The following is a 23,805-nucleotide window of genomic DNA, read 5'->3' on the forward strand; positions in this document are numbered from 1 at the left end:
TGGGAACGGAGGACGGCGTGTTCGGATGCGTGGGACTCATGGCGTGCGAGGACAACTGCCCCATGGAGCTTCCACTTCAGATGCAGCTGGCTTTTGTGCGAAGAAAAATGGCCCTGGCGGGTCTTGGGAGATAACCGCGGATGTTGGGTTGGCGAAGCCAAGCCAACGCATTGGATTTGTTGGGTTTCGCCATGCTCAACCCAGCCTACGGATGCTCCCCGACGCTTTTCACACCTTGCGAGGGGCGCCGTTGGGGCGACCGCGACGTCTCTCGGGCTTGTGGTGCCTGTAGGTTGGGTTAGCGAGCGGAGCGAGCGTAACCCAACACATTCTATGACACGTTATGACACGACATCGAGCCAAACATGATGCGGCGGTCTATGTGCCTGGATTTGTTGGGTTTCGCCATGCTCAACCCAACCTACGGTTAGCGCGACCCCACCGGGCAATGGCGATGGGGGACATGCAGGGGGAATCATTATTCGCCCCTACGGACCCATGGAAAACCGCATGCGCGAGTTTTAATCCCGCCCGTCCCCAAACGTAAAAGATCCTAGGCCGATTCCACGCTGTAGGTATTAACTGTGAGCACCGGAATCGGAGACGATTTCACCACCTTTTCCGCAACACTCCCGAAAATAAATCGATCCAGACCCTTACGGCCGTGTGTTCCCATAACAATGAGGTCAATGTCGTTGTCGCTCGCGTAGCGGATGATCTCGTGAGTGGGATCACCAACCAACACAGTGGATTGGGCTGTCTTCCCAGAAACATGTTCTTCCTCGAAGTCTTTCAATTTGTTTTGCGCTTCCTTTTTCAGGTCCGCCTCGAGGGTGCCAAGCGATGGGTGTGGTACATACAGTCCGGCATATTGATGGATGTCTTCCAGCACGAAAATAAGGTGAATTCTCGCTTCCAGCTTTTCCGCCAAGGCCAAGCCATACGCTACCAGACGTTCCGAGATCCCCGAAAGGTCTATAGGGATAAGCAGGTTCTTGAATTCATGCATGACGGCTCCTTTAACAATCACACCGGTCCTCGGTTTTCGTCTTAACGAACAGCCTCACGTTGATGGATTGGGAAACAATCCCATATCCGATGGTGAGATGGTTCTCTCTACTCCCTACCGGGCCGGGTCGGGTTAGTGGGCGCATTGAGTGTAACATCGCGTGAGGGCTTGGACTGGAGGATGGGCCTCGTTCCTCATCGCAAAGTACACTCTCTCCGCGTGCGCGCCAGGCTAGCGGCGAGTTCTGTTGCCGCAGTTCTCAGGCTTACACGTTCAACTCGATGGTTTCTCCGGGCTTGAGCGGCGAGACCCTCACCTCGGGATACGTTTTTCGCACGCTCTGCGCAAAATCATCCGCGCTCTGCACCAGGATCGGGAACGTGCCATAGTGCATGGGCACCACTAGTTTCGGCTTGATCAGACCCACGGCCGCCAGCGCCTGTACCGGATCCATGGTGAACACACTTCCGATGGGCAGAAGCGCAACGTTGATGCCGTGCGTGGCCGCAAGGGTTCCCATACTTCCGAAAACACCCGTATCGCCCGCATGATAGAGGCACGGACCATCCTCGAGTTGCAGGATGTATCCCGTGGCTACACCCGAGGCGGAGGAATGAAAAGCCTGCGTCTGGGTAATGCGCACACCGGCCACCTCGGTAGTGCCCCCGATGTTCATGCCGTACCCGCCGAAGAGCACCTGATCCTGGGGAATGTCGTGATCCCGCGCCAATCTTGAAGCCGTCTCGACATTGGCCACAAGCATGGCGCCGGTCTTCTTGACAATGTCGCCCGCTTGGCCCACGTGATCGGCGTGGTCGTGCGTCACCAGTACAAGGTCGGCGGCGGTAATATCGGCCAGGGTGATGGGACAGGCCGGATTTCCTTCGACCCAGGGATCGAGCAAGACCTTCTTGCCACCGGATGTGGTTATTGAAAAAAAGGCATGTCCGAAAAAGGTCAGACTTGATAGGGGCATATTCGACTCCTATAAAGTTTTACTTTATGTTCCTTTTGAGGTATTCAACAGCATTGCGGAACAACTGGATGCCCGCACCCTCAGGTGACTCGATGTCCATAATGCCTCGGCGCCGTCGCACCTCCTTTTGATACGTCCAATTCGGGTGATTCGTCCAATGATTATACGCCTCCGGGTGGGGCATGAGACCGAAAACGCGCCCCGTCGGATCGCAAATCCCTGCAATGTCTCGAAGGGAGCCGTTTGGATTGTCGGGAAAATGGCCTCCCGCGGGAGATCCGTTCGGAGAGGCGTAGCGAACAACAATCTGGGCATTTTTCTCGAGAGTGTCCAAGACGGATTCTTCTGCAACGAATTTACCTTCTCCATGACGAACGGGGAGTTCCAGGCCCTCGATGTGCCGCGTGAACACGCAAGGTGAATCCGTGTTCACCCCCAGGTTCACCCATCGGTTCTGGAAGTTGCCGCAATCGTTCCACGTCAGAGCTACGCGACGAGCCGTGTAGTCTCCGTCCAGTCCGGGCAAGAGCCCGAGATTGACAAGGGCCTGAAAGCCGTTGCAGATACCCAGGACCAGTTTTCCTTCCCCCAGGAAATTGCGAATATCGGGCCCGAGGTGAGCCCCCAGTCGCAAGGCTAGAAGCACTCCGGCCCCGTGGTCGTCCCCCCAGCTGAACCCTCCGTCGAAGATCAGCATGTCGTAGTCGCTCAACCGCTTCCGGTGTTCCGCGGTTACGCCGACGAGTTCATTGACGTGCACCCGATCCGCCTCCGCGCCGGCGAGGCGCAGACTATAGGCGGTTTCATGATCGCAGTTGAGCCCGTATCCGGTGAGCACAAGCGCTCTTATCTTTTCCGCCATTAGATCAACTCTCCAAACACTGATTTCCAGGCGTGTTTCAGCTTCGCAACTGATACGTCCATGAGCGTGATTCCGTCTTTTCCTTTAACGACCAGATGATCCTTTTCTTCCACCCGTCCAACCAAGAAAAGCGGCAAATCTTTGAACACGGCTTCGAAAGCCGACTGGTTTTCGGGGTCAACGGACACGAGGAAACGTCCGGCGGATTCGGAGTAGAGCAGGGTGTCATCCGCCAACGGAGTCTCACAGCCTACCTGCCTCAGGTCGATGGAAACACCCAGTTCCGAGGCCATCGCGCACATGGCCACGTGCGTCGCAAGTCCCCCGCGATACACGCCGTGCACGGAAGCGGCCAGCCCGGCGTGTATGGCCTCATGAATCGCCCGATAGGCCGGCAGGAACTCGTCCGGACGGACAGTGGGAATATTGAAGCCGTCATAGCCGTGCATGGCGTAGAACTCCGAGCCGCCGAGTTCGTTTCGAGTCCATCCCAGCAGGTAGACCAGGTCGCCGGGGAGTTTGAAGTCCATGGTCACGCACCGGCTCACGCCCGAAATCGTTCCCGTACAGGTAAACTGCAGCGTTTCCGGTCCCGATATCTTGTGTCTCTGGCCGAAAGGTCCCTCGATCATGCCGTCAATGTACATAGAGTCCTTACCTGACAGGAGGGTGATGCCGTATTTGAGGCAGAGATCCCGGAGCGCCCAGTTGGACCGCACGAGTTGCGCGGCTTTGAATTTACCATTGGGGTTGGTTCTGGGATCGTATTGGATATTGGGCCAGCAGAAGTTGTCCACTCCGCCGACGGAGTCCGGATCCGCCCCTACGGCCAGAACGCGTCGATACGCTTCGTCCATCACATTTGTGGTCATATGGTAGGCGTCGATAGCCGAGTAGTTCGGGTTTACGGCCTGGCCGGCCGCCAGCCCGACGTCGCTTTCCAGCACCGGCCGAATCACGAATGCGTCCGAAGGCAGGTCGCGACTTTTTCCTACCAACGGCTTGATTACGCTTGTGCCCTGCACCTCGTGGTCGTACTGGCGCGTGATCCATTCTTTGGCCGCTATATTGGGCCGCGACAGCAGGCTCGCGAGAAAACCTTCATGGTCTTTAATGGGACCGAGCACCGGTTCGCCGAGGCCCCGGAGATCGGGAGGTATCCACTCGGCGTCGAATTCCCATTGGGGGAACTCGCTCTCGAGCAGGTTCATGTCCACATAGGCGCACGTTTTACCGTGATATCGGATGTGCAGTTTTCCGCTGTCCGAATACCGTCCGATCACGGTGCTTTCCACTCCATGTTTGCGACTCAGCTCCATGAAACGGGTTTCGTGCTCGGGCAGTATGGCTACGGTCATTCGCTCCTGGGATTCGGAAACCCAGATCTCCCATTGGTCCAGGCCGTCGTACTTCAGGGGCACCCGGTCCAATTCCACCTCACACCCGTTGCTGAATCTCGCTGATTCGCCAATGGAGGAAGACAGCCCCCCTCCGCCGTTGTCCGTAACATACCGGATCAAACCGGCGTCCCGGGCCTCGATCAAGAAATCGTGCATTTTCTTCTGCGTATACGGATCGCCGATCTGAACATGACCCGCGGGCGTATGTTCGCTGAATTCCTCCGAGGCGGCCGTTACCCCGTGGATGCCGTCTTTGCCGACACGACCTCCCACCATAACGATGAGGTCTCCGGGTGTCGTCGTCTTCTTCTCCGAGGGCCGGTGGTCCACTCTGGCCGGTATCAGTCCCAGGGCCGTGACGAAAACGAGACATTTTCCGATGAACCCGTCGTGAAAGTAGACCCCTCCGAACGGAGTAGGTATGCCGCTTTTGTTTCCGCCGTCCCGAACACCTTCGATGACGCCGTCCAAGAGACGCCGCGGGTGAAGGTGCGGCCTAAAATTACCCCGGTAGTCCCTGTGGCCGACACAGTAACCGTACATGCCCGCCACGAGTTTCGATCCCAGGCCCGTGCCCATGGGGTCTCTGTACACACCCACAATACCGGTCAGGGCTCCGCCGTAGGCCTCCATATTCGAGGGGCTGTTATGCGTCTCGCCGGTAATCACATAATAGTGATCGTCATCCAGGCGGGCCACTCCCGCGTTGTCCCATAAGACGGATATAACCCATGGTTTTCGCTTTTGAATTTCTATGGTCGGCTTCTGGATGCACGTTTTGAAGAGATCATCGACCACGCACCGCTCGGAAGAGCCCCTGTCGACATATCTGAACAACCCGTGGAATGTGTTGTGATTACAATGATCGCTTCTTGCCTGAGATATGTATTCGATCTCTACATCCGTCGGATCCGTGAGCCCTACACGTTGCCGGGCCGCCAGCACGTCGGGATTGAGAAAATAGGCGCGTATGGTGGGGATGTCCCTCGGGTTCAGCGCGAGGTTTCGCTCGCCGCTGATGCGCTGCAGCTCGTCGTCGGTGCGAATGGGGATGGCCGTTACTTTGGGCCGGTGATCGAGTCGCACCTTGGGGATGATGATGCCAATGCCGGTTTCCGGATCCCATTCCTGCTTAGAGAACACTTTCCATTGCTGAATAATTCCGTTGGCCAGGAGTTCATGGGCGATCTTCTCGACCTGCATTCTGGTAAGAGCACCCCGGACCGCGCACAGTTTCGAGGTATAGATGTCCTCGCCCAGCCGAAGTTGGAATCCCAGCAGGTCTTCGACAGCCTCCCGCGCCGTTGCGCCCGGGTTATCCCTCACTCCCGGACGCAGACCCACCCAGATCACCCAGTCGAAATCGTCGGCCAGGGGTCTGTACGATGAAATCTGCGTAACCGGATTGGTGAATATCTCCGTCCGGATGCGTTCGAGTTGCTCGTGGGAAAGACTCAAGTCGAAGGTAAGAACCGAGAAAGACCGAACGGAATCGATATCCAATCCGAGGTATTCACGCGTTTTCCTTCTGAGTCCGTGTCCCTCGGCATCGAACAGGTCCGGCTTAAGTCCGACTTCGAGACGGTATGGCATGGTTCGACCTTATGGAGAATGCGTTTATCCGATGCGGTCCACTCGAACATGCGCCAGCAGCGCATCCAGATCCGCATCACTCTGCTGAATGATTTGGCTTAGAGAAAACTCGGCGCCGCAGTCCCTGCAGCGGAACGAAACGGAGCGTCACTTACGGCAGATATCGACATTGCCATTGCAAATGGGGCATTTCATAATAGCGGTACCTTAACACAACAAAAGGGATCGGACCTAGAGAAAAAACACGACCGAGATGAGAAGCCTGCCATCCGGCGCCGAACCCCTAGTCAGACCGAAGGCTCATTTGCCCGTTTCAGAGCGTCCAGAAATCGACCCAGGTAATCGAGCAACGGCTCGGGAGCAAGAAAATCGCCGGCCCACCCGTACGCCTGCAGCAGACGATAGAGCCCCGACCACAAACTTTCTCCTTCAACATCTTCTCCCTGGCAGATAAGCAATATCGGGCAATTGCTGCAATTGCGGTGAGCTGCATAGGTTCGGCAGAAGGGAATCACCACTTGCGACGCTTCCAGAGCGACGACGTAGTCATCCCGTGTGAACGCATGATTCAGGTACTGGTGGATTCTTTGCCACTTTTCTATGACCAGGTCGAAGGAATCTTCTTTTTGCCCGGTCCGCAAAGTCATTTCTTCTTCGGTCATGAGAATCGAACTGTCCATATCCAGGCGCCTCGAATGGAGAAACGTTACTCCCTCTATATTTCATTTTATTTGAATCTGTCAAAAGCTTCCGAAAACACACGAACGGCTCCTGAACTCCCACGAGGCAGCTTCTTTTTTGACATTGCTTGCGGGACGTGCAAATGATAGGACCAGGCATCCGGCGGACAGCCGGTCCTGCATTCTTGCGCGAAAGGAAGACGCACAGATGATTATCGACGCCCATACGCACATCTTCTTTCCAGAGGTTCGGAAGAATCGCTCCAACTATATGTTCGGAGAAGAAGCCTTCAAGTTGATCTACGCGAATGAGAAAGCTCGAATGGCTTCAGCCGAGGAACTGGTCGAAGCTATGGACAAAGACGGAGTCGATCGATCCATCACATTCGGGTTTCCTTGGAGAACACTCTACACGGTCACAAGAGCCAACGATTATGTACTCGAAGCCATGCAAACCTATCCGGATCGCATCATCGGTTTTGCGTGCGCTTATCCGGAAGGCAAAGGATTACAGAAGGAACTGGACCGATGCCTTTCCGCGGGAATGAGAGGGGTAGGGGAGTTGGCTTTTTACACGGGACGCCTCAGCGCCGAGGATATGCTCGAAACCATGAAACCGGTGTTGGAAGTGTGCAAGAATCATCAGGCTCCCTTGATGCTGCATGCCAACGAGAACGTCGGGCATACCTATCCCGGGAAATCCGAAGTGTGCCTGGGAGAGCTGTACCGCTTTCTAAAGGCCATCGCCCCACAGCCCGTTATCCTGGCCCATTGGGGAGGGGGCCTGTTTTTCTATGAACTCATGAAAAAAGAGGTGGCCGAGTCTCTCGCGCACGTGGTGTACGACACCGCGGCTTCCCCGTTCCTGTACCGCACCAGGATTTACAGTCTGGCCTCGGAGATCTGCGGCGAAAAACGCATCGTTTTGGGAAGCGATTTCCCCTTGATACCCGTTTCCCGGTACTTCGCCGAGATGGAAGAAGCCGGCTTGAGTGCGGATACTCGAAACCGCATCTGCGGGGAAAACTTGAAGGAATTGCTGGGACTATGAAGCTCGCCAGCGATACCCCGTTCCGGCGGACGTTCGGCATCTGGACCCGGAAGGCTCTGGAGCGCTACGCGGAGGCCGAAAGGACGCGGAACAGACTGGGGCCGGATTTGCTCACAGGATGTCCCGAGTTCGAATCCCTTCTAGAAGCCTGCGCCGCCGACCGTCGAGAGCGCGAGACCCTCGAAACCGCTCTCGCCAACCCGTACTTTCCCATTAGCGTGGTGTCGAGGACCCACTTCAGGAATGAACGTCCGGAGTTGAAACAACATCCGGAACACTGGGACCGGGTGCTCAAACAACGTCTGGTACTCTTTTGCTCGGCGTTCCTGCGCATCTGGGCTGATCTGCATCTGTTCGACAGGGACCGGGTAACCTCGATTCCCCTCGATGGTAACCCGCGGCATACGCTGCCGGATGCTCAATGGTGCCGATTCTGCGGCAACTGCTGCCAACTGGGCGGCACGATTCCCGATCCGCCCGAACCCATATGCTATCCGGGATATTGGTATAGTTACATTGCCGGTGACTCGCCCGTCGTGCAAGAGTTCTGTCCCTTCCTGTTTCAGTTTTTCGGACAGGAACGGTTTTTCTGCGCCATCCATAACGTGAAACCATTGACATGCCTTAAGTTTGGCGAAGCCGACTGCCGGCGGAGGAGAGCTGAGCGTGACCGCCCTTCGAGAGGCGGCGAGCCGGTTTCCGGGAACGCCGAGCCCCGGCTCGGCCCAACGGCAGAAGATGCCAAGCCGGGGCTTGGCGTTCCCAGGGAGAGGATCCGAGGTCGCGCTTGAGATGGTATGATTCGAAAAGTGATGAAACTCCTGTCCGAAAGGACGGACTTGGGCAAATTGGACGCGTTGGACCCTTTCGCACGGGAAGGCGACTGGCATACCCGCTACTGGTCTTCCCTCGTTCGTTCCCTGACGCTGTGGGAGATCCTGCCCCAGCATGAAAAAGCGCTCAGGCGGAATTTCCCCGAGGCTGTAGTCAAGATCACCGACTCGTACCAAGAGGTGAAGAGAACCGACCAACGGTTCGACCTGATCGTTCTGGATAATGACATGACGCGGACCGATCACATCGAGCATTTTGACCTGTTCCCGGAAATCTACCGCACGCTCAATAGAGGCCCTGTGTATATTGTGAGAAATGTCATCGAAAATCCCTCTCTGCACAGGGGTTGGGCGGCCGAGGAAGTCAAGGAGGCCCGAAAGCGCTTTTACGGGCACGGGAGTGAAGTCGTACCCATTCCCGTGATGGCCCGCACGTACGCCCGTCTAGCCGAGGAAAACGGTTTCCAAATTACCTGGAGTTGTATTGCGCCCAGGAATGAAGCTATCTGCTATTACGCGGAGGAACTCGTCCGGATCGCCCGGCCATGTTGAGTCGAGGTGACGCCTGATTGCGCCGATTCGAGAAAAATCCATTTCGGGTATTCGGTAAATCCGGACTTCTTCCGATACGTTAAGAAAGCCTCTCAATTCGACATCAACGTCTGAACCGGTTTTTGAGTCCTGACTTCCGGTGGAATATCCATGCATATAGCTTGCCCTCAAAAGGGCCGGACACAAGATCGGAGTCATTGCGGCCCATCTGAGGAAACCGGGAGAACGCATCAAGGCTCTTCACGAGTTGACGTCTTCCTTTGAATACGAGGACGATGAAGGCATACCCACGTTTCGTTTCACCGGTTGGCGCTGGCTTCCGCGCCTGGTGCGCGGAGATTGTCTTTTGTGGGACAGGGCCGCGCGTCTTCTTTTCCAAAGGTACGTGGATGCCTTTGGAACCCCGGACATCATCCACGCCCACTCGGCCTTGTTCGCCGGCGTCACGGCCCGGCGTCTCCGACTGGCGTACGGTATTCCCTATGTCATTACGGAACATAGTTCCGTCTTCGCCACGAGGCGATTGAAAGCATGGGAAGTTCCGCAAATCGAGCGCGCCTTTCGCTGCGCCGAGGCGCGTATCATGGTGAGTCCAAGTCTCGGTCACTTGCTGGAAGGGCGATTCGATGGAAACGTCCGGCCGTGGATTTGGATTCCCAACATGGTGTCCAACATGTTTCAGCCGAGCCCCAAGAGGGATCGGCTGGAAGCCGACCGGCCGTTCGTCTTCCTCAACGTAGGATTTCTCCGTGAGGGTAAGGGGCAAGGTCTTCTGATCGACTCCTTTGCCAGGGTGTTTCAGGGCGAGGCCGGCGTTGGTCTTCGCATCGTCGGGGACGGCGGCTTACGAGAAAAGCTCGAAGCCCAGGCCGCCAGGTTGGGAGTGGAGGACCAGGTGACTTTTCTGGGAGGGCTGGGCCGGGAGGACGTCCTTCGGCAAATGCAGGCCTGCGACGCATACGTGCTCTCGAGCGACTATGAAACGTTCGGCGTCGTTCTGGTCGAGGCTCTCGCCTGCGGAAAGCCCGTTGTGGCGACCGCCTGCGGAGGTCCGGAGTGCATTGTAGATGAAACCAATGGACTGCTGGTCCCGCCGGGCGATGTCGAAGCCATGGCAAGCGCGCTGCGGGAAATGCGGTCCCGGGCCCACACGTACGATCCGGGCGCTATTTCGAGAGACTGCCGATCACGCTTCGGCGCCGAAACCGTGGCGCGTGAGTTGACAGCCGTGTACAGGGACGTGATACTAAAACGTTGATCGACTGGAAGGATTTCCTCTTCTCACACTTTAATTCCGGAATATCCTCGAAATGAACGGAGAGGACACCAGATCTCACTATAAGGAACTTACCGGCCACATCGGGGCGGCCATGCTGAGACAGGTTGCCGCGCTGCTGCTCAGTTTTGCCCTGGGGGTAATGCTTGCTCGGCTGTTGGGCCCCGAGGGAAACGGTCGCTATGCCATGGCGCTGCTGCTGCCCGCGCTGATTATCAGCTTCCTGAACATGGGGATTCCGTCGGCGAATGTGTATTTTCTGGGCTCCCGCCGCGTGTCTCTGAAGCAGGCGCTTTGGACGAGCGTGAGGTTCTGGGTCGCGATATGCGGATTCGGTATACCGTCGGCCGTCCTCCTGGTGTTTTGGTTCGGCGACACGCTTTTCAGGGGCGTGGGAGTGGACCCCCTCCTGATCGCCCTCCTGCTGTTTCCCGTCGCGTTACTTCAAAACTTCTACTTGAGTCTGCTTCACGGAAAGCAGGAATTCACAAGCTATAACGGCGCGCTGCTGGTTTCACCTTCGGCGGCCTTGGTATTGGTGTTTTTCGCGGTGTTTGTTTTGGATCTGGAAATAGTCGGGGCCCTTGTGGGTGTCATAGCGGCGCAATTGATCGGACTGGTCTTTGTCGCTTCCATGATTCACAAGCGAGTTCGCTCCGAGGTCGCGGAATTGGCTTCCGAGACGTACGCTAAACCATGCATCGTCTATGGACTCAAAGCGCACTTCAGTAATGTCCTGACCTTCTTGAACTACCGGATCGATATCTTTCTCGTGAACTACTTCCTGGATCCGTTATCCACGGGTGTGTACGTGGTGGCTGTCAACATTGCGGAACGACTGTGGATCCTGTCTCAGTCCGTGAGTTTCGTCCTTTTTCCCCGGCTTTCAGAGTTGCACCGAACCGAGGGAGACAGTCACAGACTGGCGCAAACCCTAGCCAAGGCCGTTCTTGTGGTGACGCTGGCGGCCGTGGGTATCCTGGCCGTGGTCTCGAAACCGTTCATCGTGCTCATATTCGGTCCCGAGTACGCCGGAGCATCCACCGCCCTTCTGTGGCTGCTGCCCGGAATCGCCTTTGGAAATCTCTCCAGGGTCCTCTCGAATGATATTGCGGCCAGAGGACGGCCGGAGTTGAACACATACTCGGCAGCTTTGGAAGTGGGTATAAACCTGGCGGCTAATCTAGTCCTTATACCGAAAATGGGAATCAATGGAGCCGCCTTGGCCACGACACTGGCCTACACCTGTGACGCTGCGGCGAAGGTGGCCGTGTTTTCGCACCTAAACAGGAGCCGGTGGTGGGAGTTGTTCGTTCCCGGACGCGACGACCGACATCTTTTGGGACTAGCCATTGGCGGGATTCGAAGCTGGGGCGGTCAGCGGAATTCGGGAAGCTGACGTCAAGCGCGTCCGGGATCGGAAATCCGGGAAGTCACGCGCCTCCGAGCGAATGGATTGAAGCCGAAAGCGGAGGTTCCGCTTTCCCTGATTCGTCCAAGCGACACCCTGGCGCCCAACGAAGATCGCTTCGTAATTCGGTTTTCTTATGCTGAAACACAACGCCCGTTTGCTGATCGTTTCCCATTTCTTTCATCCCGACGAGTCCATCGGGGCCCAGCGGGTGTCGGCTTTCGCCCGCTATTTCGAGGAATGGGGAATACCCATCCTGGTCATTACAACCCGTAAGTCACCACCCTCCAAGCATATCCCTCTTCATCCCCTACCCAGGTCCATAGAGGTTTACGAAGTGGACTTCGTTCATCCTTCGATCTTCCTGGATCGTCTGCGGCGTGAAAACTCCCGTTCGGACGGTACGGTTTCGCCGAAAGGGGCCCATTCCATTATTACGAGTTTCGGCAAACGCCTGCTCGCACGACATTCCGGAAGAATTCCGGACAGGGGATTCACCGACTTCTGGATTCGAACGGCGTACCGTCTGGGCAAGCAACTCGTGCGTGAACGGAACGTCCGATGGATTTTGAGTTCCTATTCGCCTCCGGCGTCACACATAATAGCCGGACGGCTTAAAGAGCGATTTCCGCGCATCCGATGGATTGCGGATTACCGGGACCTGTGGATCGAAAACCATGCGTTTCCGGGCACGTTTCCCATGACCTGGATCGAAAAACGGCTCGAGGCGCGTTTCATGCCCAAGGCGGATCTGATTACGACCACCACGTCCCCGTTGGGCTCCGTGCTCGAACAGAAGTTTGGGCCCAAGGTGCAGGTGATTTGGAACGGCTTCGAGGAGGGAGGCAGGGCCACACCAGGGCCATCCCTTGGGCGGAACGGCTCCGGATTAGAAATCGCCTACACTGGAACCATTTATCCGGGAAAGTGCGATCCGCTTCTTCTCATGAAGTCGCTTCTCGAGTTGAAAACATCCGGAGAGATCACGCCCGAGAACCTGCGAATCCGGTTTGTCGGAAGAAATCTCGAGTATGCCAAAGAGCAGGCCCATGCGGCCGGAGTCGAAGCGTTTGTCGAGTTCGGGGGACTGGTGTCCCTCGAGAAGAGTCTTCAGATCCAGGAGGAGGCCGACGCGCTGCTTTTTCTGGACTGGTTGGACTCTTCGCAAGCCGGTATTGCCACAGGTAAAATATTCGAATACATCCGCTGGGGGAAACCCATTCTGTTTCTGACCCACGGCGGTGAAAACGTGGCTCGGGAAATCTGCGGCCGCTCCGGCCTGATGTTGGCGGCCTCTACTGTGGCCGAGTGCGTATCCAGCCTGCGAAGTCTTATGTCCGGGGCGTTCCGGGTCCGACCGGACTGGGAATACATCAACCAGTTTCAACGCAAAAGTCAGATCCGCCGCTTGTATGAAACGATCGCGGCCATGGACGGAGCTCGATAACCGCCGGTATCCTATGCACCCCGCTACTGGAATGAAAGTATTGCACGTCACTCCCTGGTACGAGCCCGCATGGGCCGCGGGAGGCTGTGTGGTTTCCACCCGCAATTTCTGCCGGGCTCTCTCGAGTCTGGGAGTGGACGTTACCGTGTACGCCACGGACGACGACGGCCATGGGGCGCGCATGGACGTGCCTTTGGGGGAGCCGGTCGATGTGGGAGGGGTCAAGGTTCTCTATTTCCGTAGCGGCCCGTTCGGAAAATGGAGACCCGAAGCCTTTTCCCGAACGCTTTCCAGGAAACTGGCTGAATCCATGCACCGTTTCGACCTAGTGCACGTTTCGTTGACGCGCCACTGGCACGGGCTGCGGGTGAGTCTTTTGAACCGGCTTAGCCGCGTTCCGTACCTGCTGACGCCTCACGGGAGCCTGAACGAATGGTTTGTTATGAAAGTGGGCAAAGCGTATCTGAAAATACCTTACGCCTATCTTGTCGATTCCCGTGTGGCGAGAGCGGCTTCGGCGGTGCATTACCTCTGCCGGGGCGAACGCGTCATGTCTCGCAGATTCGGTTTCGGGAGGCCGTCCTTTCTGGTTCCCAATGGCATCGATCTGGCCCACTTCTGTCGCCGCCCGGAAGCCCGAACCAAGCTGAGAAGGGAAATCGGCGCCGCGGATGGAACAACGGTCCTGTTGTATGTGGGACGGGTCCATCCCATGAAAAACGTGCATCTGGTCGTGGAAGCTCTCGGATTGTTGAAAGACGCGGGTGAACGGGTCCTGTTCGTGGTGCTGGGTCCCACGCCCGATCACGGGTATCTGGCATCTCTGAAAGAAAGGGTGACGGCTTGCCGTTTGGAGGACTCTGTGAGGTTCCTCCCGCCCGTGCCGCAGGAAGAAGTGATCGACTGGTATTCGGCTGCGGACATCCTGGTGCTCCCGAGCCTGGTGGAAGGGTTGAGTATGTCGGTTATCGAAGCTCTGGCGGCTTCCTTGCCGGTGTTGATTTCCAGAAACGCCGCCAACGCGAGCGACGTTGTCAAGGACGGGGCCGGACAAGCCATCGATTTAACGGCCGAGTCCATTGCTTCGGCCCTCCTGCCCCTGGTGTTCTCCGGCGAAAGGATCGCCGAACTGTCCTATAATGCGCGTCGCTCGGCTCTCGCGCGATACGATATCAATAAGGTGGCGGACCTGATGGCAAGGGCGTACCGTGACGTTCTGACAGGGTCCAGGGACGCTGCCCTGAACTGGTCTTAGACTTTACAGGGCATGCAAGGGGTGATTCCGAGGCCGCGATCGCGCCCGTTTGCGCAGCAAAACGGCGCGATCGCCACACAGGGCGCACGGGGGAACTTGGTTCACCCGGCCGGCTTGCGGGTTTACAACCATGAACATACTCTGGATCATCAAACGATGGACCATGGGCCAGGACGTCATCAGTGACCGCTTCGGCCGTTACTACCATTTGCCCGTCGGGTTGGCCCGGCGAGGGCATCGGGTGCTGGTGCTGGCTTTGGACTACCGTACGGCCCGGAACGAGCACCTTGTCGACGCCGGCGTGGAATGGAAAGGGGTCGGCTTCAAACCCTTTGGTCCGCTGCCCTGCCTGTGGGAGACCCTTCGGGCGCTACGGAGATTCCATCCGGATCGCATCGTCGGTGCAACGGATATGTATTTCTCCATCCTGGGCGGGCTTCTGGGGCGCGTTTACGGAACAGCAGTGGTTCACGACGTGTACGATCATTTCGAAAGCTACGCCTCCGGCCGCCTATTCAAGCTCGGTCCCTGGTACTATCGTGCTCTGGACCGGTCCCACGCCGTCATAGCGTTCAATCGAAAACTGTCCGCCTACCTGCGCGCCAAATCCCCCCATACTCGGCATACCGTGATACCCAATTGCGCGGACCCCGCCTTGTTCCGAAGGCTCGACGCCACTTGGTGCCGCACCCGATTGGGCCTGCCTCCTCATGTACCGCTGATCGGCTACTTCGGAGCCATTGAAGCGAGCAGGGGAATGGACACGCTTTGGCAGGCGTTTGAACGCGTGCGCCTGGTGGTTCCGGAAATCGAACTGGTCCTCGCGGGCCGTCTGGAGAACAGCTCCGATGCGAACCGGCCGGGTGTGCGCTATCTCGGTTTCCTCCCTCACAAGGAGGTTCCGCTCCTCATCAACGCATGCAATCTGAATGTGATTTGCTATAAAAGAGATCTGTTTGCGGAATACAGTCTGCCATTCAAAGGGGTCGAGTATATGGCCTGCGGGGCGGCCTTCGTGGCCCCGCGAGTGGGCGCCATGCCCGAGGAGCCGGGCGTATCGGCGGAAATGCTGTACGAACCGGAAAACCACCGGGACCTGGCGGCGAAGATCCTGCTGAATCTGGAAAGCGGCCGCCGTTCCTATCCGGAAGTCATGAACTGGGATGATGCCGCGGAAAGAATGGAGCACGTGCTGGAATCATAACATCACTTCAAGGAACGCCGGCCAGAAGGCATAATACGGCTAGCAGAACCGCCCGGGCGTTTTGGTCCAATCCCCCTGGCCCATCGACGGCGTATTCGTCGGCTCCGATATCCATGCCGCCGCCCGCAGGTCGGTTCTCTTTGTCGAAATCATCCGTGAGTCCCGCTAGGACCTGTCCCTGATCCACGGCCTCGTCAACGGCCCCCGCCAGGTGCAAATCGCCCTGACCCACATCCTGAAACCAGTCGAACTCGGCGTTCGTTACATTGTTGGAAAGTGTGGCCTGGCCTCCGTCCCGCTGCTGAATCAGTCTGTTGGTCAGGTTGTTGGCGATAAGGACACCCGTGGTGGCGGTGAACCGGTACTCGATGGCATTGGGATAGCCGTGTTCCATGTAAATGGTATTGTTGTATACCTGTGCGCCGGCGGCCGATTCCAAGCCGATGCCCACGTCGGCGAAGCCCGTCGGGTCGTTTTCGTCGTGATAAATCATGTTATTACGTATGATCCCGTTAAGATGGCCGCGATCTCCCAGCCCAAACCCGATCCCACGATCGCAATTGATGATGAGATTCCGCTCGACCAGCGTGTTCCGGGAATCGGACCAGAAATGAACCGCGTGCTCGGCCAGGGCCAGGCTCGGGCTTCGGATGTATTTGAACACATTGTCCCGAACGATCCAGTTCTTCGCATTGTGGGCGTCGATACCCCCGATGTACCACTGGGGACCGATGTCGGCGCTGTACTCGAGAAGGCAGTTCTCCATGACGCCGTCGTCCGCGGTCAGGTCCATTTGGGCCGGATCATAGGCGATTTTCACCATCTGTTCGCCCGTGTCCAGGATGTGAACGTTGCGGATTACCGGAGATTTCACGCCGGGGTGGAATTGCACGGCGTGGTTGCTGACGTCCCGCAAGGTGACGTTCTGCACGGAAAAGCGGTCCGCCGCCACATTGAACACGTGAGTGACGCCTCCCGCCATGCCGTTTCCCTTGATGACCACGGAATCCCTGTCCCCGGACACGCTGTTCACGCTGACATCATCGGTGGTGACCACCAGCATATCGTTCAACGCGTACGTTCCCGCCTCGATCAATATGGTTTTGTCGCCCCCGTGATGGGCGTTATAAATCGCATCGGACAGTTCGGTTACGTTGGAAACCACGACGGCCTCCACCAAAGCGGGCGACGAGGTCCACAGGGCCACGAGCATCGTACAGCATCGGACGATGTTTCTCGAATTCATGGCAGTGTCCATTTCTGTTAAGGACGGATTTGTAACTTATGTACCGGTTCCGTACTCAGCTGGAAGCGCCAAAAGCATGATTACACGGTTTGCCGTGCGCGATCCGCACTAGATTCAACTTTTCATGGAAATGCAACTTCTCAATCCTCACGCTCAAGCCTTTCACGCCAATGTCCGAGCAGCTCTCGTGATTCGGCCGCCGAGTTCCTTGAAACCGGCGTAAGAAATTGGACGAACCAATCCGTTTCAGAAGTTGCAAAGGCGATGCCACCGGGTTGCTTCGAAATTCCCACAACACGGGGTCTGGTCGTATGTCGCATTGAGAAACTATTACAAAATCTTAGGGTAATTTTCTAACGTTTCCGACCTGATAGTTTCCGACCCGGCGGATTGACCACAGCCGCGGGGCCTGTTACTCTAGAATGGACTGATGTCATGCAAGTAATGTCTCGTGATTGCTGGTATTAGAGGAAATGTGCGGATGAGTTTGCCCATGTTGTCGGGGTAGAATGGGTGCTCGAATTGGAGTTGAAGCCCTTTCTGAGGATTGACCGCCTATGGATCATCTGACCCGCGGCGAGATCACCGCCATGTTCCTGGCCCTGGGGCTGCTGCTGGCCTCCGCTCGGCTCCTCGGCGAGATGTCCCGGCGGTTTAATCTGCCGGCGGTCCTCGGCGAGATCCTGGCCGGCATCCTTTGGGGGCCCACGATTTTCGGCGCCATCGCTCCCGCGTGGCGGGACTTTCTTTTCCCCGGGCAGGGAGCAGGGGCGATCGCTCTTGACGGGTTGACCAATCTGGCCATCGCCCTCTTTCTTCTGGTAGCCGGCATGGAAGTCGATCTCTCGACCGTCTGGCGGCAAGGGAAGTTGGCCCTGTGGGTGGCGCTGGCCGGCTTACTGTTCCCTTTCAGCTTCGGTTTTGCCGCTGCCTGGTGGGCGCCGTCCCTGGTGGGTTATCAGCCGGGCGTCGACCCGTTGGCTTTTGCGCTGTTCATGGCCACGGTCCTGTCTATCTCCGCTCTTCCGATCATCGCCAAGATCCTCATGGATCTGAACATCTACCGCAGCGACGTGGGAGTGACGGTGATCTCCGCCGCCGTGCTCAATGATCTGCTGGGGTGGCTGGTTTTTGCCGTCGTGCTCGGGATGCTGGGGGCGAGCCATGGCATGCCTCTCGCCCACACCCTCTGGTTGACCCTGGTCTTCACCACCGCCATGCTTACCGTAGTCCCCTGGTGCATCCATCGGCTTCTTCCCTGGATTCAAGCCCACACGAGCTGGCCCGGCGGAGTCCTGGGCTTTGCTCTCTCGTTTTGCCTGGTGGCCGCCGCATTCACCGAGTGGGTCGGCATCCACGCTATTTTCGGCTCTTTTCTGGCCGGAGTGGCGCTGGGGCACTCGAGTCATTTGCGAAAGCGCACCCGTAGCGCCATTGAGCAATTTGTCTCCTTCATCTTTGCCCCCCTCTTTTTCGCCGGCATCGGCCTGAAAGTAAACTTTGCCGCGCACTTCGATCCGCTGCTGACCCTGACCGTGCTGTGCCTCGCCCTGACCGGTAAGGTGACCGGAAGTGCGTTGGGAGGACGATTGGGCGGACTGCACTGGCGCGACGCCTTAGGGGTCGGGTTCGGCATGAGCGCCCAGGGAACCATGGGCATCATTCTAGGGGTGCTGGGCCTGCAGTTCGGACTCATCAGTGAAGAGGTCTTCGTCTCTTTAGTGGTGATGGCCCTGGTCACTTCCCTGGTAAGTGGTCCGATGCTGCAACGGACCCTCCGGCTGAAGAAGCCCCGCCGTTTCACCGACTTCCTGCAGCCGCAGCGGTTTCTCAACCAGCTTGAGGGCCGCAATCGCTGGGAAGCCATCCGCGAACTCTCTCAATTAACAGCGACTCTGGTCGGCCTGGACCCGAAAGCGGTCACCAACGCCGTTCTTGCCCGGGAAAGGATCATGGCAACCGGACTCGGGCACGGTGTGGCGGTACCCCACGCCAGGCTCCTGAGCCTGGCCACTCCGGTGGTCACCGTCGGGTTGTCCAGGACGGGCATTGATTTCGATGCTTCCGACGGTACGCCCGCCCACGTCATCTGCCTCATCCTGACTCCGGTCCAAGACAACGGGGCCCAAGTGGAGATCTTGGCCGACATCGCCGGCACGTTCAAGAACAGCGAGATCCGTGAGAAGGCGGCGAGCGTCGCCGGCTTCACCGAATTTCTGGCGCTGGTGCGAAGCGGCCAGGGATCCTAATAACCGGATCGACCCGAGTGCATTCGATCCGAGCCTGTTTGCCCGCGCTCTTTCCGCCTTTGCGGGCGTCTTCGATCGGGTCGAATCCGTTCGGCCCGGAGAAGACCCCCCGTTTTATCCCTTCTCCAGCTTCATGATACCTCCGTCCACCAGACCCTGAGTAAGCTCGGGGTGCACGGCAAGGCGGAGTCCGTGAACGCGGCGGAGGTAGCGTTCAAAATGGACGAACACATCACTCTTGGTCAAATTGATTTTCAATCCGTTTTCTATATCAACGATGGCCAGGCGCTGCCGCAGACCTGGGATTTCAACAAACAGATCGATAATCGGATGAATGCCTGAGACCGGCAACGGACTGAGCAGCAGGATGAAGGCAAGCGGGTGCGCTCGGATAAGCACGGGTCGGGGGCGGATCAGTACGTGGTGGCAGCGGCCCGACGCGGAAAAGCACCTGCCGCCCCAGGTAGCCGACCGGTCGTCGATTGCGATGCCGAGATCCCGGCGACAGCGCTCGGTAAAATCGTCCAAGAGCTCCGCCAGGGTGAGGTCGCCCCTGCGAAGCCTTATCCGCCGGCCGGCGAGATGGTCCGTCAGGCGGCGCTCAAGCCCCTCACTGCCTGCGAGGGTGCAAGCATCCGCCTCGGAAGAGGATGAGAGGCCCAGAAGTTCAGCCTCGTGCTCGGGGGCGCACTCGGGGCAATAGAGGTTCCATAGCGGCGTCAATGTTTCAAAGGGAACGCCTTTCTCCTCGAAGAGGATTTCGGTATCGAGCAAGGCGCACAACAGGGCGCAACCGCCGGCTCGATCCTCCCGGATCACCCTTTCAAAGGCTTTACCTTGGCCACGCGGTCGGTCCGTGTCCGGATGGTGCTTCATGGATGTCGCTCCTTTCCCGGCTGGTTCATACGCTCACCATCTTGGCGCCGGATCCCGGTGAACTCACCACTCCCAGCTGAGAGGCCACCGCCGCCTCGATAGCTTCCAGGCTCAACTCCGAGAGTTTCAGGTAGCTGCCGTCGGTCAGGGAGGCCATCTCCCGGCAGTTACTCCGGTCCCCATCCCGTCCACCGGCTTCCGTATCCACCACGATGGTGAAGATGCCTTCCCGCCGCAATTGCTTGCAGATCGAGCGGATTTCCTCATAGGGGTCGCTTTGCGGGCGGATGGAGACGTTGGGCAAACCGTCGCTGATCACCACCAGAACGGGAACGGCATTCCGGTACTGGATCCGGGACTGATGTAAGACGCGATAGGCCTTGCGCAGGCCGTCCGGTAGCGGCGTCGAGCCGGTCAGAGGGATGCGGGCCAGCCGCCTCGCCGCGCTGCTGTAACTTCTTGTGGGCGCCAGACACAGGGTGGCGTCCGGCCGTCTGCTGTGGCGGAAGGCGATCAGGGCCACGCGGTCCCGATGGGTGCGGGCGTCCTGAAGCAGGGCGAGCACCACGCCTTTCGCCGTCTCGAGGGTTCGCTCCACGTGGATGGACCAGCTGTTGTCAACAATAAACACAAGCGTGTAGGGCGAGCGGTGGCGACGAATCTTCTGGCGCAAATCCTCGGGGGCCACGCGTAGCGGCCCGCCGCCGCCGGCGGCTATGCGTGTCGCCGCCGCCCTCAGGGTGGCGTCGATGGCTACGTCGGAACTTGACTGTTTCCGGAGGCGATGACGGGAGTACTTGCCACGCTTGTGAGTGACCACGGCCTCGAGACGTTTCCCGGTCGCAGCCCGCACATATTGCGTCCGGCGTCTGCGGAGCAGTAAAGCCTTCGCCGCATCGAGCTTTGTTTCGGCAATGGCCGCCGCGACTAGCTCCGCGCCGCCAAGCTCGACGCTCTCTGCGTCTTCGTCAGTGCTTTTTTTTTAAGGTCAATCGGCTCCTCGAGCATGTCTTCGAGGTTCCTTCGCAGGGCCATGGGATCCAGGGCGGGGCCCGCCACAAAGGGGTCGTGGGGCAGCCGATGTCCAAGGGTCAGAGTGGATGCCCTCCAGACATCATGAGCCTCGACTTCGGTTCGGCCGTCAAGAGCGGCCAGGGCCTTGGCGCACTGCATCATGGTAATATCCGCCCGATGGCTTTCCACCTCGAGCTTCACGGTCAGACGGGCGACGGCCCGGTAAAGGCGCTCATCGGCCTTGACGGCCGGCAGCAGTTTCTTTGCCCGAACGACGGCGCGCCGCAGCTCCTCCTGAGCGTCTTCGTAGGACTTCGAAAAGGCCGCAGGATCGGCAAAAAAGAGCTCCCGCCTCTTGATCACTTCCACACGCTGCTCGGGGTCGGTCAGGGGGGCGATCTCGAGATGCAGACCAATGCGATCGGCGATCTGGGGTCGCAACTCCCCCTCTTCAGGGTTCATGGTTCCGATCAGCAGGAATCGGGCCGGATGGCTCACGGAGATGCCTTCGCGCTCGACCACATTTACCCCCAGGGCGGCCGCATCCAGGAGAAGATCGATAATGTGGTCGTCCAGCAGATTGATTTCGTCGATATACAGGATGCCTCGGTTGGCTTCCGCCAGAAGTCCCGGCTCCAGAGCCCTGATCCCCTCGCGCAGGGCTCTGGAAATGTCCAGGGTCCCGGCCACCCGGTCTTCGGTGGCATTCAGGGGCAGGTTGATCAGGCGCAGGGGTCGGTTTGCCGTGGGAAGCGCCTCGCCGGCGGCAAGCCGCTCGGCGCACCGATCGCATTGCGTACGGGGTTCGTGCGGGTCACAGCGGTAAGGACAATCGGCCACAACCGTTACGTCCGGCAGCAGCGCCGCCAATCCGCGAACGGCGGTGGACTTGGCTGTGCCACTGGCGCCCCGGATGAGGACGCCGCCGATGTCGGGATTCACCGCGTTGAGGATCAGCGCCGTTTTCAGGGTTTCCTGTTCGACGATCGCCGCGAACGGGTAGAGATAGCCTGCGCGATTGAACACGGTACGGCCTTTCTGCGGCCGGGGTTCGGGCCCTGGACCCGGACCCCGGATGGACGATTACGGGTTTACCTCACCTTCTTCTTGCCGAACGTGGGGTCGGCCGCCGGGATGGGCGGCATCTGCCAGGTGGAGGTCAACGGTACCGGCGTGTCACGGTTGATGATGACATCGAAGACCGTGGACACGTTGGATTTCAGAGCCTCCTCGTACGCGGGCGCAAAGTCCGCCGGTTTTTCGATACGAACCCCCCGAGCCCCCATGGACTCCGCCATCTTGGCAAAGTCGGGATTCCAGAGTTCACCGGTCTTGTCTTTCCTGAAGCTGGTGCCGATCTCGCGGCCGTCCAGGTAGAAGCGCTGCAGGTCGCGGATACAGCCGATGGCGTAATTATTCAAAATAACCCAGATGGCGGGCATATCATACTGTACCGACGTGGCCACGGCATGAGGGGCCATCAGAAAACCGCCGTCGCTGCACACGTTGACGCAGGGGGACTCGGGTCTGGCGAGCTTGGCGCCGAGAACCCCACAAACTCCGAACCCCATGGCGGCAAACCCACCGGGACTGATGTGGGTCTTGGGCCTCGGCGTACCCCAGTACTGTTCAACCCACGCCTGGTTGTTGCCCACGTCCACCACCATGATGGTGTCGTCCGGGGAAATCCTCCGCATGTCGAGGAGGACGCGTCTGGGGTCAATGGGCACTTCGTCATTCTTGTGGTACGGTTCGACGAAGTTTCGCCACTCGGTTTTGTATCCGTAGACTTCGGCGGCCCATGCCTTGCCGTCCCGCTTCAGGCCTTTATCCTTGGCCATCTTCAACATTTGCCCCAGGAAGGCCTTGGCGTCGGCGACGATGCCGAGTTCCACGGGATAATTGCGTCCGATCTCGGAGGCGTCGATGTCCACCTGGATCAATTTGGTTGGGGGAATGTTGTACGTGTAGCCGGGCAGCCAGGATGCACAGTGCAGATCGGCAAACCTGGCGCCCACGGCAAGAATCAAGTCTGCGTTGCGGGCGGCCTCGGCGGCCGGGTAATCGCCCCAACAGCCGGCGACCCCGAGGTAGAGGTTGTCCTTCTCGGCCATAACGCCTTTGCCCATCAAAGTGGTGTACACCGGAATCTGCAGGTACTCGGCAAGGTCCCGCAGCTCACGGGTGGCTTCGGAGACCATCACGCCGCCGCCGGCCAGGATGAGGGAGCGAGGCGTTTTTATCAGCAGGTTCAAAGCTCTCTCCACCGCCTCCGGGGAGGCGGGAGTCCGCCAGCTGATGGGTTTCGACCATTGCTCCGGGTCCGGGATCTCCACGTCCGCCTTCTTGACGTACAAGTCGTACGGGATGTCCAGGTGACACGGACCCGGCCTGCCGGTGCGCATCAGTTTAAAGGCCTTGGGCAAATAGCGCGGCAGGTCTTCTACCTTGCGGACTTGCCAGGAATGTTTGACGATGGGTTTCATTACCGAGGGAAAGTCCCCGGCGTAGTAGCGATATTCCTCCTGGAGGGCTCCGGTGTCGAACTGATCCGTGGTCACCTGACCGGTAATGCAAAGAAAGGCGGAGGAGTCATAAAAAGCGTTGGCCACGGCAATCATCATGTTCATCGGCCCGGGTCCGGTGGACACGTAGACCGGTAGGGGGGTGGAGGTGAGTCTGAAGTAGGCGTCGGCCATAAAGCCGGCGGCCTGTTCGATACGGGGCCAGATTACCTTTATCTTGTCGGTGCGGTCATAGATGCCGTCCAGGAGACCGATGGCCGCGAGGCCGGCATATCCAAAAATATAGGGGACCTTTTATTTGAGAAAATATTCTGCCAAGATATCGTTGACTCTGTACTCTGCCATG

At 58.3% G+C, this 23,805-nt stretch carries 20 protein-coding genes; 10 read left to right on the forward strand and 10 right to left on the reverse strand.

Annotated features, from left to right (window positions below; all coding sequences use genetic code 11):
* Positions 1–134, forward strand: a 134-nt coding sequence (gene frdB, locus HY788_16385) for a fumarate reductase iron-sulfur subunit (GenBank protein MBI4775722.1), incomplete at its 5' end; no start/stop codon positions are given.
* A 419-nt stretch (positions 135–553) separates the two neighbouring features.
* Here the strand turns inward: frdB and HY788_16390 are convergent.
* The 5 genes from HY788_16390 to HY788_16410 all read right to left on the reverse strand — a co-directional run bounded on the left by HY788_16390 (position 554) and on the right by HY788_16410 (position 6,520).
* Complete coding sequence (locus HY788_16390; protein MBI4775723.1) at positions 554–1,009, reverse strand: universal stress protein; 456 nt, start codon at positions 1,007–1,009, stop codon at positions 554–556.
* Between the two features lie 265 nt (positions 1,010–1,274).
* Positions 1,275–1,985, reverse strand: a complete 711-nt coding sequence (locus tag HY788_16395; GenBank protein ID MBI4775724.1) for a metal-dependent hydrolase — start codon at positions 1,983–1,985, stop codon at positions 1,275–1,277.
* Between the two features lie 19 nt (positions 1,986–2,004).
* On the reverse strand, positions 2,005–2,847 hold the full coding sequence (locus HY788_16400; GenBank protein ID MBI4775725.1) for a phosphoribosylformylglycinamidine synthase subunit PurQ: 843 nt from the start codon (positions 2,845–2,847) through the stop codon (positions 2,005–2,007).
* Positions 2,847–5,840, reverse strand: a complete 2,994-nt coding sequence (locus tag HY788_16405; protein MBI4775726.1) for a phosphoribosylformylglycinamidine synthase — start codon at positions 5,838–5,840, stop codon at positions 2,847–2,849. Before HY788_16405 ends, HY788_16400 begins: the two co-directional genes overlap by 1 nt.
* Positions 5,841–6,127: 287 nt before the next feature.
* Positions 6,128–6,520, reverse strand: a complete 393-nt coding sequence (locus HY788_16410; protein ID MBI4775727.1) for a hypothetical protein — start codon at positions 6,518–6,520, stop codon at positions 6,128–6,130.
* A 211-nt stretch (positions 6,521–6,731) separates the two neighbouring features.
* Between HY788_16410 and HY788_16415 the strand changes: the two genes are divergently transcribed.
* The 8 genes from HY788_16415 (at position 6,732) to HY788_16450 (ending at position 15,549) form a co-directional block, all read left to right on the forward strand.
* On the forward strand, positions 6,732–7,571 hold the full coding sequence (locus HY788_16415) for an amidohydrolase family protein (protein MBI4775728.1): 840 nt from the start codon (positions 6,732–6,734) through the stop codon (positions 7,569–7,571).
* Positions 7,568–8,362 carry a hypothetical protein gene (locus HY788_16420; GenBank protein MBI4775729.1) on the forward strand — a complete coding sequence of 265 codons (795 nt, stop codon included), beginning with the start codon at positions 7,568–7,570 and terminating at the stop codon, positions 8,360–8,362. Before HY788_16415 ends, HY788_16420 begins: the two co-directional genes overlap by 4 nt.
* Positions 8,363–8,368: 6 nt before the next feature.
* Positions 8,369–8,956 carry a hypothetical protein gene (locus HY788_16425; GenBank protein MBI4775730.1) on the forward strand — a complete coding sequence of 196 codons (588 nt, stop codon included), beginning with the start codon at positions 8,369–8,371 and terminating at the stop codon, positions 8,954–8,956.
* A gap of 247 nt (positions 8,957–9,203) precedes the next feature.
* Positions 9,204–10,214, forward strand: coding sequence for a glycosyltransferase (locus HY788_16430; protein ID MBI4775731.1), 1,011 nt, complete (start codon positions 9,204–9,206; stop codon positions 10,212–10,214).
* Positions 10,215–10,266: 52 nt separating this feature from the next.
* Positions 10,267–11,631, forward strand: coding sequence for a flippase (locus HY788_16435; protein MBI4775732.1), 1,365 nt, complete (start codon positions 10,267–10,269; stop codon positions 11,629–11,631).
* Between the two features lie 148 nt (positions 11,632–11,779).
* Positions 11,780–13,090: a hypothetical protein gene (locus HY788_16440; protein MBI4775733.1), complete on the forward strand. Its 1,311-nt coding sequence runs from the start codon at positions 11,780–11,782 to the stop codon at positions 13,088–13,090.
* Positions 13,091–13,121: 31 nt separating this feature from the next.
* Entirely contained in the window at positions 13,122–14,345 is a 1,224-nt protein-coding gene (locus HY788_16445) for a glycosyltransferase (protein ID MBI4775734.1), read from the forward strand.
* Between the two features lie 130 nt (positions 14,346–14,475).
* Positions 14,476–15,549, forward strand: coding sequence for a glycosyltransferase family 4 protein (locus tag HY788_16450; protein MBI4775735.1), 1,074 nt, complete (start codon positions 14,476–14,478; stop codon positions 15,547–15,549).
* A 7-nt stretch (positions 15,550–15,556) separates the two neighbouring features.
* Here HY788_16450 and HY788_16455 read toward each other — a convergent pair whose 3' ends face one another.
* On the reverse strand, positions 15,557–16,795 hold the full coding sequence (locus HY788_16455) for a right-handed parallel beta-helix repeat-containing protein (GenBank protein MBI4775736.1): 1,239 nt from the start codon (positions 16,793–16,795) through the stop codon (positions 15,557–15,559).
* A gap of 557 nt (positions 16,796–17,352) precedes the next feature.
* Between HY788_16455 and HY788_16460 the strand changes: the two genes are divergently transcribed.
* A complete protein-coding gene (locus HY788_16460) occupies positions 17,353–19,044 on the forward strand; it encodes a cation:proton antiporter (GenBank protein ID MBI4775737.1) in 1,692 nt (563 codons plus the stop codon).
* Between the two features lie 114 nt (positions 19,045–19,158).
* Here HY788_16460 and HY788_16465 read toward each other — a convergent pair whose 3' ends face one another.
* The 4 genes from HY788_16465 to HY788_16480 form a co-directional block, all read right to left on the reverse strand.
* Positions 19,159–19,920 carry a hypothetical protein gene (locus HY788_16465; protein ID MBI4775738.1) on the reverse strand — a complete coding sequence of 254 codons (762 nt, stop codon included), beginning with the start codon at positions 19,918–19,920 and terminating at the stop codon, positions 19,159–19,161.
* Between the two features lie 25 nt (positions 19,921–19,945).
* Positions 19,946–20,773, reverse strand: a complete 828-nt coding sequence (locus HY788_16470) for a VWA domain-containing protein (protein ID MBI4775739.1) — start codon at positions 20,771–20,773, stop codon at positions 19,946–19,948.
* A gap of 74 nt (positions 20,774–20,847) precedes the next feature.
* Positions 20,848–21,960, reverse strand: a complete 1,113-nt coding sequence (locus tag HY788_16475) for an ATP-binding protein (protein MBI4775740.1) — start codon at positions 21,958–21,960, stop codon at positions 20,848–20,850.
* Positions 21,961–22,025: 65 nt separating this feature from the next.
* On the reverse strand, positions 22,026–23,633 hold the full coding sequence (locus tag HY788_16480) for a thiamine pyrophosphate-binding protein (GenBank protein MBI4775741.1): 1,608 nt from the start codon (positions 23,631–23,633) through the stop codon (positions 22,026–22,028).
* Positions 23,634–23,805: the final 172 nt, after the last annotated feature.

The organism is Deltaproteobacteria bacterium (genome assembly GCA_016208165.1).
Lineage (GTDB): Bacteria > Desulfobacterota > Desulfarculia > JACQYL01 > JACQYL01 > JACQYL01.

Coding starts and splice junctions, on each gene's coding strand:
- HY788_16390 (MBI4775723.1), bottom strand. CDS start 1,009: ATGCATGAATTCAAGAACCTGCTTATCCCTATAGACCTTTCGGGGATC.
- HY788_16480 (MBI4775741.1), bottom strand. CDS start 23,633: ATGGCCGACGCCTACTTCAGACTCACCTCCACCCCCCTACCGGTCTAC.
- HY788_16400 (MBI4775725.1), bottom strand. CDS start 2,847: ATGGCGGAAAAGATAAGAGCGCTTGTGCTCACCGGATACGGGCTCAAC.
- HY788_16405 (MBI4775726.1), bottom strand. CDS start 5,840: ATGCCATACCGTCTCGAAGTCGGACTTAAGCCGGACCTGTTCGATGCC.
- HY788_16410 (MBI4775727.1), bottom strand. CDS start 6,520: ATGGACAGTTCGATTCTCATGACCGAAGAAGAAATGACTTTGCGGACC.
- HY788_16445 (MBI4775734.1), top strand. CDS start 13,122: ATGAAAGTATTGCACGTCACTCCCTGGTACGAGCCCGCATGGGCCGCG.
- HY788_16435 (MBI4775732.1), top strand. CDS start 10,267: ATGAACGGAGAGGACACCAGATCTCACTATAAGGAACTTACCGGCCAC.
- HY788_16460 (MBI4775737.1), top strand. CDS start 17,353: ATGGATCATCTGACCCGCGGCGAGATCACCGCCATGTTCCTGGCCCTG.
- HY788_16395 (MBI4775724.1), bottom strand. CDS start 1,985: ATGCCCCTATCAAGTCTGACCTTTTTCGGACATGCCTTTTTTTCAATA.
- HY788_16455 (MBI4775736.1), bottom strand. CDS start 16,795: ATGAATTCGAGAAACATCGTCCGATGCTGTACGATGCTCGTGGCCCTG.
- HY788_16440 (MBI4775733.1), top strand. CDS start 11,780: ATGCTGAAACACAACGCCCGTTTGCTGATCGTTTCCCATTTCTTTCAT.
- HY788_16450 (MBI4775735.1), top strand. CDS start 14,476: ATGAACATACTCTGGATCATCAAACGATGGACCATGGGCCAGGACGTC.
- HY788_16420 (MBI4775729.1), top strand. CDS start 7,568: ATGAAGCTCGCCAGCGATACCCCGTTCCGGCGGACGTTCGGCATCTGG.
- HY788_16465 (MBI4775738.1), bottom strand. CDS start 19,920: ATGAAGCACCATCCGGACACGGACCGACCGCGTGGCCAAGGTAAAGCC.
- HY788_16425 (MBI4775730.1), top strand. CDS start 8,369: ATGATTCGAAAAGTGATGAAACTCCTGTCCGAAAGGACGGACTTGGGC.